The 17,083-nt window shown below is 29.6% G+C and carries 18 protein-coding genes; 6 read left to right on the top strand and 12 right to left on the bottom strand.

Going from position 1 to position 17,083, the window contains the following annotated elements; genetic code table 11:
• Nucleotide 1: 1 nt before the first annotated feature.
• Nucleotides 2-1,450: a nicotinate phosphoribosyltransferase gene (locus LXD69_RS04480; protein WP_246917820.1), complete on the top strand. Its 1,449-nt coding sequence runs from the start codon at nucleotides 2-4 to the stop codon at nucleotides 1,448-1,450.
• Nucleotides 1,451-1,484: 34 nt separating this feature from the next.
• On the opposite strand, the gene nadD is transcribed toward LXD69_RS04480, so the two are convergent.
• The 6 genes from nadD to LXD69_RS04450 all read right to left on the bottom strand — a co-directional run bounded on the left by nadD (nucleotide 1,485) and on the right by LXD69_RS04450 (nucleotide 5,398).
• Nucleotides 1,485-2,066 (bottom strand): nicotinate (nicotinamide) nucleotide adenylyltransferase, encoded by a 582-nt coding sequence (nadD, locus tag LXD69_RS04475; protein ID WP_246917818.1) that lies wholly within the window; start codon nucleotides 2,064-2,066, stop codon nucleotides 1,485-1,487.
• A 63-nt stretch (nucleotides 2,067-2,129) separates the two neighbouring features.
• Nucleotides 2,130-2,495, bottom strand: a complete 366-nt coding sequence (locus tag LXD69_RS04470) for a four helix bundle protein (RefSeq protein ID WP_045970642.1) — start codon at nucleotides 2,493-2,495, stop codon at nucleotides 2,130-2,132.
• A 72-nt stretch (nucleotides 2,496-2,567) separates the two neighbouring features.
• Nucleotides 2,568-3,140: a guanylate kinase gene (gene gmk, locus LXD69_RS04465; protein ID WP_045970644.1), complete on the bottom strand. Its 573-nt coding sequence runs from the start codon at nucleotides 3,138-3,140 to the stop codon at nucleotides 2,568-2,570.
• Nucleotides 3,141-3,227: 87 nt separating this feature from the next.
• Nucleotides 3,228-4,088 (bottom strand): YicC/YloC family endoribonuclease, encoded by an 861-nt coding sequence (locus tag LXD69_RS04460; protein ID WP_045971137.1) that lies wholly within the window; start codon nucleotides 4,086-4,088, stop codon nucleotides 3,228-3,230.
• A gap of 66 nt (nucleotides 4,089-4,154) precedes the next feature.
• On the bottom strand, nucleotides 4,155-5,048 hold the full coding sequence (locus tag LXD69_RS04455) for a DMT family transporter (RefSeq protein ID WP_246917817.1): 894 nt from the start codon (nucleotides 5,046-5,048) through the stop codon (nucleotides 4,155-4,157).
• Nucleotides 5,048-5,398, bottom strand: a complete 351-nt coding sequence (locus LXD69_RS04450; RefSeq protein ID WP_045970648.1) for an arsenate reductase family protein — start codon at nucleotides 5,396-5,398, stop codon at nucleotides 5,048-5,050. The genes LXD69_RS04455 and LXD69_RS04450 overlap by 1 nt, the downstream gene beginning before the upstream one ends.
• A gap of 192 nt (nucleotides 5,399-5,590) precedes the next feature.
• Between LXD69_RS04450 and LXD69_RS04445 the strand changes: the two genes are divergently transcribed.
• Nucleotides 5,591-6,046 (top strand): DinB family protein, encoded by a 456-nt coding sequence (locus tag LXD69_RS04445; RefSeq protein WP_045970650.1) that lies wholly within the window; start codon nucleotides 5,591-5,593, stop codon nucleotides 6,044-6,046.
• A gap of 97 nt (nucleotides 6,047-6,143) precedes the next feature.
• Here LXD69_RS04445 and LXD69_RS04440 read toward each other — a convergent pair whose 3' ends face one another.
• From LXD69_RS04440 to LXD69_RS04420, 5 genes are all read right to left on the bottom strand, one after another.
• A complete protein-coding gene (locus tag LXD69_RS04440; protein ID WP_246917815.1) occupies nucleotides 6,144-6,902 on the bottom strand; it encodes a YoaK family protein in 759 nt (252 codons plus the stop codon).
• 1 nt (nucleotide 6,903) lies between these two features.
• Complete coding sequence (locus tag LXD69_RS04435; protein ID WP_246917814.1) at nucleotides 6,904-7,365, bottom strand: hypothetical protein; 462 nt, start codon at nucleotides 7,363-7,365, stop codon at nucleotides 6,904-6,906.
• A gap of 18 nt (nucleotides 7,366-7,383) precedes the next feature.
• On the bottom strand, nucleotides 7,384-7,878 hold the full coding sequence (locus tag LXD69_RS04430) for a hypothetical protein (RefSeq protein ID WP_052705316.1): 495 nt from the start codon (nucleotides 7,876-7,878) through the stop codon (nucleotides 7,384-7,386).
• Nucleotides 7,879-8,045: 167 nt separating this feature from the next.
• On the bottom strand, nucleotides 8,046-9,422 hold the full coding sequence (locus LXD69_RS04425) for a sensor histidine kinase (RefSeq protein ID WP_045970656.1): 1,377 nt from the start codon (nucleotides 9,420-9,422) through the stop codon (nucleotides 8,046-8,048).
• A gap of 19 nt (nucleotides 9,423-9,441) precedes the next feature.
• Nucleotides 9,442-10,134, bottom strand: coding sequence for a response regulator transcription factor (locus tag LXD69_RS04420; protein WP_045970658.1), 693 nt, complete (start codon nucleotides 10,132-10,134; stop codon nucleotides 9,442-9,444).
• Between the two features lie 107 nt (nucleotides 10,135-10,241).
• Between LXD69_RS04420 and LXD69_RS04415 the strand changes: the two genes are divergently transcribed.
• The gene (locus LXD69_RS04415; RefSeq protein ID WP_045970660.1) at nucleotides 10,242-11,387 is read left to right on the top strand and encodes a cystathionine gamma-synthase; all 1,146 of its coding nucleotides are present in this window, start codon (nucleotides 10,242-10,244) and stop codon (nucleotides 11,385-11,387) included.
• Between the two features lie 74 nt (nucleotides 11,388-11,461).
• On the opposite strand, the gene LXD69_RS04410 is transcribed toward LXD69_RS04415, so the two are convergent.
• On the bottom strand, nucleotides 11,462-12,241 hold the full coding sequence (locus LXD69_RS04410) for a THC0290_0291 family protein (RefSeq protein ID WP_045970662.1): 780 nt from the start codon (nucleotides 12,239-12,241) through the stop codon (nucleotides 11,462-11,464).
• 216 nt (nucleotides 12,242-12,457) lie between these two features.
• On the opposite strand from LXD69_RS04410, the gene gdhA reads away from it, so the two are divergent.
• From gdhA to recO, 3 genes are all read left to right on the top strand, one after another.
• On the top strand, nucleotides 12,458-13,801 hold the full coding sequence (gdhA, locus tag LXD69_RS04405; RefSeq protein WP_246917812.1) for an NADP-specific glutamate dehydrogenase: 1,344 nt from the start codon (nucleotides 12,458-12,460) through the stop codon (nucleotides 13,799-13,801).
• 114 nt (nucleotides 13,802-13,915) lie between these two features.
• On the top strand, nucleotides 13,916-16,201 hold the full coding sequence (gene porZ / locus LXD69_RS04400; RefSeq protein WP_246917811.1) for a type IX secretion system anionic LPS delivery protein PorZ: 2,286 nt from the start codon (nucleotides 13,916-13,918) through the stop codon (nucleotides 16,199-16,201).
• A complete protein-coding gene (gene recO, locus LXD69_RS04395) occupies nucleotides 16,201-16,914 on the top strand; it encodes a DNA repair protein RecO (protein ID WP_246917810.1) in 714 nt (237 codons plus the stop codon). The genes porZ and recO overlap by 1 nt, the downstream gene beginning before the upstream one ends.
• The last annotated feature ends 169 nt before the right edge of the window (nucleotides 16,915-17,083 follow it).

The following is a 17,083-nucleotide window of genomic DNA, read 5'->3' as shown; positions in this document are numbered from 1 at the left end:
TATGAACCCATTACTATTAACCGACGGTTACAAAGTAGATCACAGAAGACAATATCCAGTTGGAACAACCTTAGTTTATTCCAACTGGACACCAAGAAAATCAAGGATTGAAGGTATTGATGAGGTTGTTTTCTTCGGTTTACAATATTTTATCAAAAAATACATACTAGAAGATTTTCAAACGCATTTCTTTAATAAACCAAAAGAAGAAGTAGCTAAAAAATATGCCCGTAGAATCAATAATTATTTAGGTGAAAACCAAGTTGGAATTCAACATATTGAAGATTTACACGATTTAGGTTATATTCCAATGGTATTTAAAGCTTTGCCAGAAGGAGTTTCTGTACCTATTCGTACACCTATGTTCACGATGTACAATACAAAACCAGAATTCTTTTGGTTAACCAACTATTTTGAAACTTTATTATCAGCAGTGGTTTGGATGCCATGTAATTCGGCTACTATTGCGAAACAATACCGAAAAGTATTGGATAAATATGCTAATGAAACATCTTCGATCACCGAATTTGTAGATTGGCAAGCACACGATTTCTCTATGAGAGGAATGGCTGGAATTGAAGCAGCCGTAATTTCAGCAGCCGGACATTTATTGAGTTTCACAGGAACAGATACCATTCCAGCAATTGAATTTTTAGAAGAATATTATAATGCCAATTCAGATAAGGAATTAATAGGTGGTTCAGTAGCAGCAACTGAACATTCCGTTATGTGTATGGGAACAACTGAAGGAGAATATGACACTTTCAAAAGATTAATTTGTGAAGTCTATCCAAAAGGAATTGTTTCTATCGTTTCCGATACTTGGGATTTATGGAAAGTTTTGACGGATTATTTACCAAAACTAAAAGAAGAAATCGTAAGTAGAGAAGGAAAAGTAGTGATTCGACCTGATAGTGGTGACCCAATTCTAATTTTATGCGGAAATCCAAAAGGAAAATCCGAACAAGAACGAAAAGGAGTTGTAGAATTGCTTTGGGATACATTTGGAGGAACCACAAATGAAAAAGGCTATAAAGAGTTGATTCCACAAATTGGAGCGATTTATGGCGATAGTATTACAATTGAGAGAGCGACTCAAATTTGTGAAGAGTTAAAGAAAAAAGGATTTGCGTCTACCAATGTCGTTTTAGGAATTGGTTCGTTTACGTATCAATACAACACACGTGATACTTTTGGCTTTGCCATGAAAGCGACTTACGGAGAAGTAAACGGAGAAGGAAGAGCCATTTTTAAAGATCCCATTACAGATGACGGAACCAAAAAATCAGCGAAAGGCTTAATGAAAATCGATTTAATAAATGGAAATTATACCTTAACCGATAATGTTTCTTGGAATGAAGAACAACAAGGCGAAATGAAAGAAGTGTTCAGAGATGGGAAATTATTGATAGATCATCCTTTGGAAGATATTCGTAAAAGAGTGAGGTAATAAACAAAGAGTCTGATTTTAAAATCAGACTCTTTTATTTTGTGTAAAACAAATTATGTTCTATATATTTCCATACTTTAGGAGGAAGTATTGGAATAATATTTTTTCCATTTTTAATATTTTTTCTAATAAAAGTAGAGGACAATTCAATTACTGGAGCACCTATTCTATGAATTTTAGGATGATTTACAAATTGCTCATCCATTTCACCTGAATTTAATCTTGGATATACATAAATGTCATGATTTTGGAGAATCACTTCGTAGTTTTTCCATTTGTGTAGCGAGTTCAAATTGTCTTCACCCATGATTAAAGAGAATTCATATTTTGGATATTTCTCTTGCAAATGGGCTAAAGTATGAACGGTATAATTAGGTTGCGGTAACTTAAATTCAATATCAGAAGGTTTTATATGTGAATATTCTTCTGTTGCCAAATGAACCATGTGTAGACGATGATAATCATCTAAAAGTGAACTTTTCTTTTTATGAGGATTATGAGGTGTAACAACCATCCATATTTCGTCCAAATCCGAATGTTCAGCCATGTGATTGGCAATAATTAAATGACCAATGTGAATAGGGTTAAAAGTTCCAAAATACAATCCGATTTTCATTTTTAGTACATAGTGCTTAGTTGTTAGTACTTAGTTTTAATGTTTAGTGCTAAATTACTGTTTTTATTCTTTTAGTTTTTTTGAAAAAGAATGTATCATTTTACTTTCTTCTTCAATCAAAAGCATAATTTCATTAAATATTTTTTCATCCAAATTAAATCCTAATTCTTTTGCAAGAATAAGTTGTGTTTCTAATTCGTTTAAAGACCCTCTTGAAATATTCAAAAAATGATTAAATGATTTATCTGTTTGACGACCGAATCCTTCCGAAATATTAGAAGGGATTGAAATACTAGCCCTTTTTATCTGACTTGTCAAAGCATAAACTTCTTCTTTGGGAAAATTCTGAGTTAGTTTATATACTAGAACAACAATTCTAATGCCTTTTTGCCAAATAAGTAATTCTTTATAAGACTTAATGCCACTCATAAAATATTTTATCTAAATACTAACTACTAGAAATTCACTTTTTACTAAGTACTGAGGACTAACCACTAAGTACTATTTCCCAATAAACTCCTTCACCAACTGATAAGCTTCTTCTTTAGCAGTATCTAAATCGTAATTTTTAATAATTTTATCAAATTGAGGAGCAGTGGCTAATTCGACAGAAGCTTTAGCGATACGCATATTGATTTTGTCTTCGCTTTCAGTAGATCGTAATTTTAATCTGCGTTTTAATTCGTCTACACTTGGTGGTTTTACAAAAACGGCTAACGTTTCTTCAGGAAATTTATGCTTAATTCGCAAACCGCCTACAACATCAATATCAAAAATAACATGTTTGCCTAAGGCCCAAATGCGTTCTACTTCGGATTTTAAGGTGCCATAGAAATTATTGGTATAAACTTCTTCCCATTCAATAAAATCTTCGTCTTTAATATGCTGTTTAAATGTTTCCCAAGAAATAAAATAATAATCTGTTCCATCTATTTCTTGACCTCTAGGCTCACGTGTAGCACATGAAATGGAGAATTCTAAATTTAAATCTTCTTTTCCTAATAAGTGTCGTACTATTGTTGTTTTACCAGAACCAGAAGGCGCAGAAAACACAAATAATTTACCTTTCTTCATATTTTTAGTTATTAGTAATCGGTAAGTAGTAATTAGCAAAAGCCTGCATAAATCGACTAAGTACTAATCACTAGTTACTAATTACTTTTATAATACATTCAAAACCTGTTCTTTTATCTTTTCCAATTCGTCTTTCATCATCACTACTAATTTTTGCATTTCAGCATGATTCGATTTCGAACCCATAGTATTGATTTCTCTTCCCATTTCTTGAGTAATGAACCCTAGTTTTCTACCATTAGCTTCATTTCCATTCAGTGTTTCTAAAAAATAATCTAAATGATTAGTTAAACGAACTTTTTCTTCTGTAATGTCTAGTTTTTCTAAGTAGTAAATTAATTCTTGCTCAAAGCGATTTTCATCTACATTAACTTTTAATTCGTCAATAGCATTTTGCAAACGTTCTTTTATGTTTTTTACTCGTTCAGGATCTAAAGCAAGCGCTTGCTCCATGAAATTGCGAATATTTGAAATTCGAAGTTGAAATTCTTTTTCGAGTGATAACCCTTCATCTTTTCTAAACGTTTGAATGTTCTCTAAAGCTTCATTGATAATTACCATGATTTCTTTCCATTCATTTTCGTCAATCTCTTCACGTTCCGTTTTTAAAGCATCAGGCATTCTTACTGCCATTTTCATTAATTCTGTTGCATCAGCTTCGGGTAAAATAGCTTTCATTTGATTAATGTATCCTTTAACAATAGGAACATTAACTTTAGAAGAAGTCTCTTCTCCAGTAGCTTCTATATATAATGAAAAATCGATTTTACCTCTTTCTAGTTTTTGAGAAATTTCGTTTCGCAATCCTAATTCCATTTCTCTATAAACAGAAGGCATTCGAACATTTAAATCGAGCCCTTTACTGTTTAATGATTTTATTTCAACATTAATCTTTTTGTTTGGTAATTGTTTAGTTGCTTTACCAAAGCCAGTCATAGATAGTATCATATTTTGCTTTAAAAAAGAAGTCAAAGATAAGAAAAAGTTTCTAGTCCTAAGTTTTAAGCAAATTGTTTACAAAGTAGGAGTCCTTTTTTTCTGGGTTACTAAATATACACCAATAAAAATCAATACTGCTGAGGTTAATTTAACAGGGTTTAATTCGTCTTTTTCTAAGCTAATTGCAAAAAGAGTTGCAAATAATGGTTGTAAATAAATAAAAACAGAAAGTGTTGTTGGTTTCAAATGACGCATTGCCATTAAGTTTATTAAATAAGCTAAAAAAGTTGTGAAGAAAACAAGATAGCCTATTTTAAAATAAATAGTTGTTGGAATAGTTTGCCATTCAATTTGAGAAAATTCTTCATAACCAAAAGGAATTACATAGAGAAGTCCAAAAGTATAAATCCATTTTATAAAAGAAAGTGCATCATATTTGGTTATTAGTTTCTTAATCAAAATAAGATAAACTCCGTAAGAAAATGCATTAAGAAATACTAAAAAATTTCCAAAGCCCGCATTTGAATTATTATGAATCGATTTTCCGTATAATATCAAAATTGTTGCTCCTGTAAGACCTATTATAATTCCAAGGACTTTTTTTAATTCAATTTTTTCTTTAATTATAATAGCAGATAGTATTAAAACTATTATTGGAGCTGTAACCATTAAAACAGAAGCGCTAATAGGAGACGTATAACTAAGTCCTTTAAAAAAAGTAAGTTGGTTAAAAGCAACTCCAAAAAAAGCAGCAGCCATTATTCTAGGGAAATCGGATAATGCGATTTTTTCATTTGGTCCAAAAATTGAAATAATCCAAAATAAAATACTAGCGCCTAAAACCCTAATTAAAATTAGCCCAAAAGGAGCCACATAAATAGGCATAACGTCTTTGGCAACTGTGAAAGTAGCGCCATATATTATAGAAACAAAAGTAGCTCCTATTAATGCCCAATTTCTTTTAGACATTAGCTTAAAGCAGAAATCACTTCGTTAATTACTTTTTGACTATTTCCAATGTATATTTTATCATCAATGATAAAAACAGGTCGACTTAAAAAAGTATAATGTTCTAAAAGATATTTTTTAAAATCAACCTCTGTTAAGTTTTTATCTTTTAATCCTAGTTGTTTGTACAATTGGGCTCTTTTACTAAAAAGTGCTTCATAACTTCCACAAAGATTGTACATTTCATCAATTTCTTTTTCTGTTAAAGGATCTTGTTTTATGTCATGATACTTAAGCTTAGCATCTTTAGGTAAAGATTTTATAATTTTTCTACAAGTATCACAGGAAGCTAAATAGTAAATAGTATTCATTTTAAATTTTTTACAAAAATACAAATTAGAAGCGAATGACTTTGTTTTTATTTGTTTTCCATGTTCCTGCTGTTCATTTTATCTTTTTCTTTGTATTTAAAAGAAAAAGGATGTCATTATCATCAGGGCTAAAAACTAAACTTTAGGATTTTTTTAATATATCATTTTAGTATCTTCGTAAAAACAATTTTTATGGAGACAACTTTTCAAATTTGGGATACAAGCAGAAGAATTTATTTAAATTTCTTAGACACATATTCACTAGAACAATTAAATAAAGTTCCTGAAGGATTTAGTAATAATTTAATATGGAATATTGCTCATGTTATAGTTTCTCAGCAAAAATTAGTTTATACACTATCTGGATTGCCAGTAAATATTTCTCAGCAAATGATTGAAAAGTATCAGAATGGTACAAAACCTCAAGAATTTGTTTCAAATGAAGAAGTATTAGAAATCAAAAAAATGTTGTTTTCGACTTTAGAAAAAACAATGTTGGATTTTAATGCTGGTATTTTTAATACCTTTAATCCTTATCAAACCAAAACAGGATTTCATATAGCAAATCTTCAAAATGCATTTGAATTTAATAATTATCATGAAGGCATTCATCTTGGAATTATGATGCAAATTAAAAAGTTTGTATAAAAAGTTCTAAAAAATTAATTAAATTGAGATTTAGAATTTTGAGCAAATCATATTTTTATGAAGTAATTGATTCTTCTTTTCCTTATATTAATAGTTATTAAGTTTTTACGGTTATCCAATTTATTTTAACATATTTTCTTTTATGTATAAAACGTTTAAAACGTATCTTATAAAGATCATAAAAAATGATAATTACAAGTAAAATACTTACCACATAGAACATCTTAAATCTTAAGGACATATAGGTAAAACCAGCCATTACAGCACCAATAAGGTATGAACTAGCAATTGAAAATAATAATTTAGCTTTTCCTCTTAAGGCTTTGTTGTCTCTGTATTCTTTTTTCGTGAACATTGAAAATAGAATCCCTAAATCTGTTGTTGTTCCTGTTAAGTGAGTTGTTTTTACTGTAAAATTTGAAATACTTGCAGTTAAACCATTTTGTAAACCCATTGCAAAAAGCATTAATGCTAAAAGTAATTCAGTTTCAGTAAGTGTTTCTTTGTAAAAAAAATCTCCATAAAAACCAACCGCAAGCAAACAAGCTATTTCTAAAATTAAAGGAAGAGAATGAGCAAGGTAAGGATTCTTTTGATTGTAATGAATGACGATTAAGTTTGAAATAAAACTTCCAAAAAAGAACAGAAAAACCCAAGAAAAAACTACAGCAATTTGATAATAATTGCCTTTTACAATTTCAGAAGCTAAAATAGCATAATGACCTGTTACATTTGAAGAAAATGAAAAAAATAAAAGCAATGAACCAATATTTACCATTCCAGCTGTAAAAGCAGTTAATGTCCCTAGTTTTATGTTATCAGAAAGTGATCTACTGTTACTGTATTTCCTAAGCATTTTATTTTATTTTTTTAAATGTTAATCGAGCAATTCCTCGAGCATGAACATCGGTATCAAAATTTAAAATCATTTTGTCTTTTGAAAGTTCAGTTACATTATAGTGTTCTACATTTTGATTGTCATATTTAATCTCTAAAATATTTCCTCTACCTTTCATACACCAAGAAACTTGTTTTGAATAACCGTTTCCTTCGAGAATTAATTTTCCGTTTGGAAAAAATTTCCATTGTTCTGCCTGATGTATTACTAGATTTTCACTAATCATGTTTTTTACATAATTTGAAATGCTATTGAAACTATAATTCGAATGTTCATTTGTATCTACTTTTTCATATTCCCAAATTAATTCTTCCCATTTTCCTTCAATAATTTTTTCTGGACTTTTAGCCACACTTATTAATGCCAAAAACAACATAAAACCTACGCTAAAAAAGGCTAAATATTTATATACAAGTTTCATGATTTTTATTTTTTTGGGTTATCCAATAGAAACCTGACTAAATACTTCTGCTACTTTCCCTTTTTCAGGAGAAATTGCATTAATAGAAGAATTAACTGTAATAGGGCTCATTTTGCATTTTTTTACAAAACGCGACAAATTGAAACTGCTTTTATGACTAAATGATGGCTCTATATCTGACATAATAATTTCATCAATTTTATTTATTTCGATATAATTATTAAATGAAGAAATAGTGTAGCCTGTAAATAAATCCATAGTCATTGAATTTATTTGAGATGCAAATTTGTTTTTAATCACTTCACAAGCTTCTTTAAATTCTGGTGAAGACAATGAATTTATCTGTTGGAATTTAGAAAAGAAAAGTAAATCCGTAATTGAATCACTTAAATTAAATCCATGTAAAAGAATAATATTATATGTATTATTTGATGGATTTGAACTTAAAATTGATTTTAAAATATTTAGTGATTGAACTGTAAAATCTGTTGGAATTAAAATTGTCTTTTTCATAACTTCTAAGTTGTTAATAATTTATATTGCAAATTTAGAAGTACGAAGTTAGAGCCGTTTTAAGGTAAGATTAGAATGTAATTAAAATATAGATGTTAAGATTAGAATAGAATTAGAAAAATATAAAATTTAGTTAATAATCTTAATTTTTTCTGAAATTATGTTTTTTAAAGTCCAAGTGATTGCCATGTAGGTAATGTTATTTGAACTGTAGTGCCTTCATTCTCAATGGAGTTTACAATCAATTTTCCCTTGTGCATTCGTATGATGTTTCGTGATAAAGGAAGACCAATTCCATATCCTTCGTAGTTTTTGGTATTGGAAGCTCTGAAAAATGGATCGTAAATGTATTTTATTTCGTTCATTGGAATACCTATTCCAGTATCTTTAATGACTATATAAATAAAATCATCTGAAGCTCCAATTGAAATGGTTACAGTATTAAAATTTGAATATTTACAACCATTGCTTATGATGTTGCTCAACGCAAGATGAAGCAATTGTTTATTTCCATTGACTTTTAATTTAATTGGATTTTCAGGTAGAAGTTCAATATTTACAAAAATTTTATTTTTGGAATTTAGAGTTTCTAGATTTTCTTTTACATCCCAAATTAATTCATCAATTCGCATTTTTTCAAATTTTTGAACCTTTCCATTAAATCCAGTTTGGGCTAGAAATAAAAGAGCTTTAGTCTTATTATCTAATTTTTCGGCTTCTTGCGATATAATTTTTAAGGATTCAATATATTCATCACGATTTCTTGGCTTTGAAAGCGTAACATCGGCTTCGCCAATAATAGCTGTTAGAGGAGTCCTAAGTTCATGAGATGCGTTGCTGATAAAATTATTTTGTGTTTCAAATGAAGTTTCAATTCTGTCTAACATTTGATTGAATGTTCTGGCTAATTCGTTTAACTCATCATTGGTATTATTATCATTCAATCGTAAGTAAAGATTTTCTGAACTGATTTCTTTTACTTTTTCAGTAATAATGGTTATTGGTTTAAAAATATTTTTAGAATAATAAAATGAAATATAAAGTAAAAGTAAAAATGCAGCACCAATAGCAAAAAGCAACGTTTGAATTAAGTTTTGAGCTTGATTCATTTCAAAATAATTTTCAGCTGCTGTGATTACGATAAAATTTTCAGCATTTGATTCATAACGAATGCCTTTGTATAAGAATTTTTTATCAACAAATTTGGCATTTCCTTTATCTACAACAGTTTTAAAAAAAGAAATAGGAATACCAATCTTCTTTGATTCGTTAATGAAATCATTGTTTTCTTTAATAGGAATAAAAAAATCTTTTTGATGTGGGAGTTTTTCAGCAGTGCTCAAATCATAAACAGCACTAGTGATTTCATCATTCTCCTTGTCTAATTGCTCCTTAGCAACTTTAAAAGCTCTAGCTTCTAATAATTTAAATAAATAATCTTCTGAATATTTAGATACTGAATTGTATATAAAAATGCTAAAAAGAAAAATTACTATTAGAAAGGGAATGAGTAATAATAGTATATTTTTAGATTGTCTTTTCATTGATGTTTTTTGAAGGTTTTTAGCTTTCTTTTAAAACATAACCCATTCCAATAACTGTATGGATTATTTTTTCGTTTTGATTAGTGTCAATTTTTTTTCTAAGATAATTGACATAAACATCTACAACGTTTGTTCCTAAATTATAATCTATTCCCCAAACAGCCTCGAGAATTTCAAACCTAGACAATACTTTGTTTTTGTTTTTCATAAAGAAAAAAAGTAATTTGTATTCCGTTGAGGTTAGCGATATTTCTTCTCCATTGCGAGTAACGCTTTTGGTATAATCATCTAAAATCAAGTCATTAAAAGAATAGGTGTAATCGTTGTTTTTATCTTTTTTCGGATTTCCTTTTGAGCGTCTCAATAAAGATTTAATTCGGGCAACTAATTCTATAAATTTAAAAGGTTTAACCAAATAATCATCAGCACCATTTTCTAGGCCTAGAACGATATTTTCTGGAGTTCCAAGAGCGGTTAAAAATAGAATAGGAACTTCTTGGTTTTCCTGACGAATAAATTTACATACATCTAATCCATTTATTTCGGGTAACATGATGTCTAATATAATCAAATCAAAACTATTGTCTAAAGCCAACTGAAGACCAGATTTTCCATCAAAAGCGATACTTATTTCAAACCCTTCTTCAGTGAGTCCTTTTTTAATAAACGAAACTACAGATACTTCATCTTCTACAACAAGAATTTTTTTCATATAAGTAAGGGATAATAAACTTTAGGAAAATTTTGGCACTAAACTTTTGTTGCAAATTAAAAAAAATCCTTTAAACTTAATACCTTTGTAACTTAAAATTAAGAAAAATGAAATTCAATACAAAAACTATACACGGAGGTCAACATCATGAAAAAGTAACAGGTTCTGTTATGCCACCTGTTTTTCAAACATCAACTTACGCACAAACAAGTCCTGGAAAACCTGTTGGAGAATACGAGTATTCAAGAGCAGCAAACCCAACAAGAACGGCCTTAGAAGATGCTTTGGCAAGTATAGAAAATGGTACAAGAGGATTGGCTTTTGCTTCTGGTTTGGCAGCTACAGATTCTGTAATGAAGTTGCTTAAGCCAAATGATGAAGTTATTGCAATGGATGATTTATATGGTGGAACTTATAGAATGTTTGCTCGTATTTATCAAGATTTTGGAATAAAATTCCATTTTGTAGATATGACTGATTTGCAAAAATTAGAATCTCTTATTAATGAAAACACAAAATTAGTTTGGGTTGAAACTCCTACAAATCCATTAATGAAATTAGCTGATATTGCTGAAATTTCAAAAATTACTAAAAAACACAACCTCCTTTTTGCAGTTGATAATACTTTTGCAACACCTTATTTACAAAAACCATTAGATTTAGGGGCAGATATTGTTATGCATTCGGCTACAAAATATTTAGGTGGACATAGTGATGTTATTGCTGGTGCTTTAATAGTTAAAGATAAAGAATTGGGTGAAAAACTACATTTTGCTCAATTTGCAACAGGAGGAACTTTAGGTCCAATGGACAGTTATTTGGTGTTAAGAGGAATCAAAACCTTACATTTAAGAGTACAACGTCATTGTGAAAACGGTGAAAAAGTAGCACAATATTTGAATACTCATCCAGCAGTTAAAAGAGTTTATTATCCAGGTTTGGAAAGTCATCCACATTATAATATTGCCAAAAAGCAAATGATTGGTGGTTTTGGAGGAATGGTAACTTTTACTTTTAATTCTGGAAAAATGGAAGATGCTGTGAAATTTTTGGAAAAGGTTAAAGTATTTACTTTGGCTGAATCTCTTGGTGGAGTTGAATCTTTGGCAAATCACCCAACAACAATGACTCACGCTTCTGTACCAGCAGAAAAAAGAGCTGAAATCGGAATTACAGACGATTTAGTTCGTTTAAGTGTTGGAGTAGAAGATATAGATGATTTATTAGCTGATTTAGAACAAGCATTAAGATAAGAGTGAGTATATAAAAATGAAAATGCCTCAATTTAATATTGAGGCATTTTTTTATGTTTTAAATAATATAATAATTAATCTAAGTAATATATATATCCAAAGTTTAACCAAACATTCCAATCATTAGATTTGTTTTCTTGCCATACATCAGGATTTTTTCTTAAACCATCAACCCAATCTGAAAAGTAATATTGCCACCTTAATTCTACAAATAAATCTGATAATTCAGTTAATTTGTAACGAGTACCTATACTAGATACAACAGAAAAAGTATTTCCTCCTTCAGAAGAATATCCATCAGGTAAATATCTATAATATGTAGTTTCAGGAGTTCCTAAAGGACCTAATTCTGAATAAGTATTATTTTGGAAAAAAGAAAAATGAGCGCCAAGACCTACAAACGGAGCCCAGCCACCTTTTCTACTAGTAAATTCTCTAATGCTCCATGGATAGTACTCTAACTGCATACCAATATCAGTTACTTTGGCTTCTCCTTTCATGGCATTTAGTTGAATTCCTCCTAGAGTATTTTTTTCAGCCCATTTTCCAAAGTGTTCTAATTTTGTGCTATTGTATGATAATTCTGAACGTAATTTGAAATGATCATTAAAATAAGAGTCAGGAGTGTAACAGTTACATTCTGCACCATAAGAGAAATTAAGATAATGTACAAGACCTATAGCAAAACCTGTGTTTCCTTTATTAGTGTCAAAATCATTTCTAACACCAAAATCTGACTGAAAGGCAACACCACCTACAAAAGCTCCAATTTCGTGAGAAAAACCGCGCTGTGCATTTGATGTGAATGGCGCAATAATACTTAAAAAAAGTAGGTGCTTAATTATTTTAGACATCTTTAAAGAGTTTCATTACTAGGACAAATATATAAAAACTAATTGCACTGTGAAATTTTTTTTATTTTTTTAGTTAAAAAAAAGTGAAAACAAGTTAATTGGCATATTTTTTTATTCAAAAAAAAGGCAGGTGATTTAATAAAATGTATATTTGTTGCGCAAAAACGAAAACGTTTTCATTAAGTAAAATGAAAGTGTAATTAAACCAAAATAATCATGAAAGAAAGTGTATCATCTTTTATTGAAGCAGTAGCTAAAAGAAATTCAAATGAGCCTGAATTTATGCAGGCAGTTCAAGAGGTAGCAGAAACTGTTATCCCTTTCATTGAAGAGAATAAAAAATACCAAGGCAAAATGCTTTTGGAAAGAATGGTGGAGCCAGAACGTGTAATCATGTTTCGTGTTGCATGGATTGATGATGCAGGGAATACTCAGGTAAATAGAGGTTTCCGTATTCAAATGAATTCTGCAATTGGACCATATAAAGGAGGAATTCGTTTTCATCCATCAGTAAATTTAAGTATTTTGAAATTTTTAGCTTTCGAGCAGGTTTTCAAAAATAGTTTAACTACATTGCCAATGGGTGGTGGAAAAGGAGGATCTGATTTCGATCCAAAAGGAAAGTCAGATGTGGAAATTATGCGTTTTTGTCAGGCATTTATGACTGAGTTGTCAAAACATATTGGAGCAGATACAGATGTTCCAGCAGGAGATATTGGTGTAGGAGGAAGAGAAGTAGGGTATATGTTTGGTCAATATAAAAGATTAAGAAATGAATTTACAGGAGTTTTAACAGGTAAAGGAATTACTTTCGGAGGATCATTAATTCGTCCTGAAGCAACAGGTTATGGAGACGTGTATTTTGCTCAAAATATGTTGGCAACAAAAGGAGAAAGTTTCTCTGGAAAAACCGTAGTTGTTTCTGGATCAGGAAACGTTGCGCAATATGCAATTGAAAAAGTGATTCAATTAGGAGGAAAAGTAGTTACGGCTTCAGATTCTTCAGGATATATCTATGATGAAGCTGGAATTGACGCTGAAAAATTAGCATATATAATGGAGATTAAAAATGTTAATTATGGACGTATAGGAGATTATATAACTAAGTACCCAAATGCTAAGTTTGTTGCAGGAAAACGTCCTTGGGAAGTTAAATGTGATATTGCATTACCTTGTGCTACACAAAATGAGTTGAACGGAGAAGAGGCTAAAATTTTAGTTGCAAATGGTTGTATTTGTGTTGCGGAAGGAGCAAATATGCCATCTACTCCAGAAGCAGTAGAAGTTTTTCAACATGCAAAAATATTGTTTGCACCTGGAAAAGCATCTAATGCAGGAGGTGTAGCAACATCTGGACTTGAGATGTCTCAAAATTCTTTACGTTTAAGTTGGTCAAGAGAAGAGGTAGATGAAAAATTAAAAGGAATTATGTCAAATATTCATGAAGCATGTGTTAAATATGGTAAAAATTCAGATGGATATGTTGATTATGTAAAAGGAGCTAATATTGCTGGTTTTGTTAAAGTTGCAGATGCAATGTTATCACAAGGAGTAGTTTAATCTTTTTAAAATAAAACAAAAAAAGGCTTACAATTTTGTAAGCCTTTTTTTGTGAAATTATACCTAAATTAAATTTTAAACGTTTATAGTATATTTGTATAAATAAAAAGATAGATGAGATTAAAAATAGTTTTCATATTATTCTTCATTAGTCAGTTGATTATAGCGCAAGGAAATCTTCTTTGGAAAGGATATTTTTCATATAATGAAATTGTTGATGTCGAAGTTTCTACTACTAAAGTATTTGCTGCAACAGAAAATAGTATTTTTAATAAAGAGAATACTCAGCAAGATGTTAATATATTAAATTCAATTAATGGGTTTAAACCAGAATCTATTACTGCAATCCATTATTCGGAATTATATAATAAAACAATAGCGGGAAATAGTAACGGTTTAATAGTTATAGCAAATGATGATGGAAGTATAATTACTAAAGTCGATATTATAGAGGAAGTTCCGGTGCCACCAAATAAGAAAAAAATAAATGATTTTTACGAATATGAGGGTAAAATATTTATTGCAACGGATTATGGAGTTTCAGTGCTAGATGTTATGACAAATGAGTTTATAGTGACTTATTTTATAGGAACATCTGGAGAAGAAACAGAAGTGTTGCAGACTACTGTTTTAAATAATGAAATATATGCAGTGACTAGACAATATGGAATAAGAAAAGGAAATTTGTCGAATCCTTTTTTATATGATTTTAATCAATGGCAAACTTTTGATGCTGGATATTGGCTAGGAATTGTAACGTTAAATAACAAAATTGTTGCAATGAATACAAATAATATAACGTATCAATATAATGGTTCGTTTCAGCAAATTTTAAATCAAAATCAGTTTGGGAAGAAGATAAAAACAAATGGAAACGAATTGATAGTAACTACTCAAAACAATATTTTTGTCTTAGATGATCAGTTTAATCAAATAGCTCATGTTACTTCAATTCCAGGTCTTAATGTTTCTTTTTCTGCAGCAAATGTAGTAGATGATCAGTTGTATATTGGAACAGATAAAAACGGATTATTTCAAACGTTTCTTTCAAACCCAACTGTTTTTGAAAATATTTCTCCAGACGGACCTGTAAGGAATTATATTTTTAGAGTTAAAAAAGCAGCAAATTTTTTATGGGCAGTGTATGGGGATTACACAAGGACTTATAATCCTTACCCGTTAGATCAATTACCAATTAGTAAATTTTCATTAAATAACGGATGGGAAAATATTCTATATAATGATTTACATCAAGCTAAATCTATTTCTGATGTTACAATAAATCCGAATAATCAAAATCAAGTTTATGCATCTTCATATTTTTCAGGGTTATTAAAAATTGAAGGAGATGAAGTGTCACTTTTTAATAATACAAATACAGGAATAAATGGATTAGAATCATTGATTTTATCTCCACCAAACCCTTCTTATGTGGATATTAGGATTAATAGTCCTACCTTTGATAAAAGCGGAAACTTATGGGTAACAAATTCTCTTGTAAATAAGCCTATAAAAGTTTTACGAGCTAGCGGTCAATGGCAATCTTATGATATTAGTAATGTTGTAGAAAATACGAATGGTAATAGCTATGGATCACTTGCGATAGATAAAAATAATACTAAATGGTTGTCTTCTATATATAGCGGACTTATTGGATTTAATGAAAACTATAATAATAAAGTAATAGTTGTTAATTCAGAAAATGGAAATTTGCCAGATAATGATGTTAGGTGTGTGGCATTAGATAATCGAAATCAATTATGGATTGGGACGTTTAAAGGGCTTAGAGTTTTGTCTAATGTAGATCAATTTGTTTCAGAAAATGAGATAGTAACTTCTTCAATTATTATTCAGGAAGGAGATTTAGCCCAAGAACTATTTTATCAGCAAACTATTTTGGATATTAGGGTTGATGGAGCTAATCGGAAATGGGTTTCTATAGCTGATGGAGGTGTTTTTTTAGTTTCTTCAAATGGGCAACAAACAATTTATAGATTTACAACAAATAATTCTCCTTTGCCAAGTGATAATGTAAATGATATAGAGATTGATGAAATAACAGGGGAGGTGTTTTTTGTGACTGATAAAGGAATGGTTTCATTTTTAGGGATAGCAACGAAATCTAGTGATGATTTAGCAAATGTTTATGTTTATCCAAATCCTGTAAGGCCTGAGTTCTCAGGAACTGTAAAAATTGCAGGACTTACTGATAAAGCAAATGTTAAAATTACTGACATTGAAGGGAATTTAGTATATGAAACAACATCTGCTGGCGGTACAATAGAATGGGATACAAAAGCTTTTGGTAGTTACAAGGTTTCTTCAGGAGTGTATATGGTTTTTGTAGCTTCACAAGATGGATTAGATTCTACTGTTAAGAAAATAATGATTGTTAGATAATGATTGTTAAAACAAAAGCAATTGTAATTTCAATTACAAAATATCAAGAAAAAAGTTTAATAGTAAAATGTTTAACAAAGTTAGAGGGTGTAAAAACGTATTTTGTTAATAATGCTTATACAGGTAAGAATAATAAATATAAAATTTCTTTATTTCAACCTCTAAACCAAATTGAGGTTGAAGCATATCATAAAAATAAAGGAACACTAGAACGATTTAAAGAAGTTAAAATAATCTACCCGTATCAAACAGTTTATCTTAATATTGAAAAAACAGCAATAGCTCTTTTTTTATCTGAAATATTGCAAAGCGTAATAAAAGAAGAGGGTAAAAATGAAGATTTGTTTGTCTATATTGAAACAGCTCTTCAGTGGTTTGATAACCATGATGAAATTGCAAATTTTCATTTGATTTTACTGTTTCAAATAACTAAATATTTAGGATTTTATCCTCAAGTGAACACAGAAAAGAATACTTTTTTTGAAATGACTGAAGGGATTTTTGTTTCTTCACCAAGTATAACCTCTTTGTCTGCAGAAAATACATTACTTTTGAAAAAGTTACTTAATCTTAAGTTTGATGATAATCAAAAAGTGTTTACATCTATTCAAAGACAATTATTATTGAAAATTTTGATTGAATATTATAATTTAAACCTTGAAAATTTTGAAACTCCTAAGTCCTTGCAAGTTTTGAAAGAAGTATTCTCATAGAAATGTTTTTTATTAAACAGTCAAATATTTTCTTATATTTGAGATATAGAAACATTCTTACACTTAGAAACAAAAAGAGACTATTTTAGGCTAAAAAAATGTCAAAAAAACAAGAAAGTGCTATTTTTAGATGCTTTTAATCTAGTACTAAGTATTAATATCATTAGTG

This window comes from Flavobacterium sediminilitoris (assembly GCF_023008245.1).
In the GTDB taxonomy this organism is placed as follows: domain Bacteria; phylum Bacteroidota; class Bacteroidia; order Flavobacteriales; family Flavobacteriaceae; genus Flavobacterium; species Flavobacterium sediminilitoris.
The sequence above is the reverse complement of the archived record's forward strand: the minus strand, read 5'-3'. Positions and strand labels throughout refer to the sequence as shown.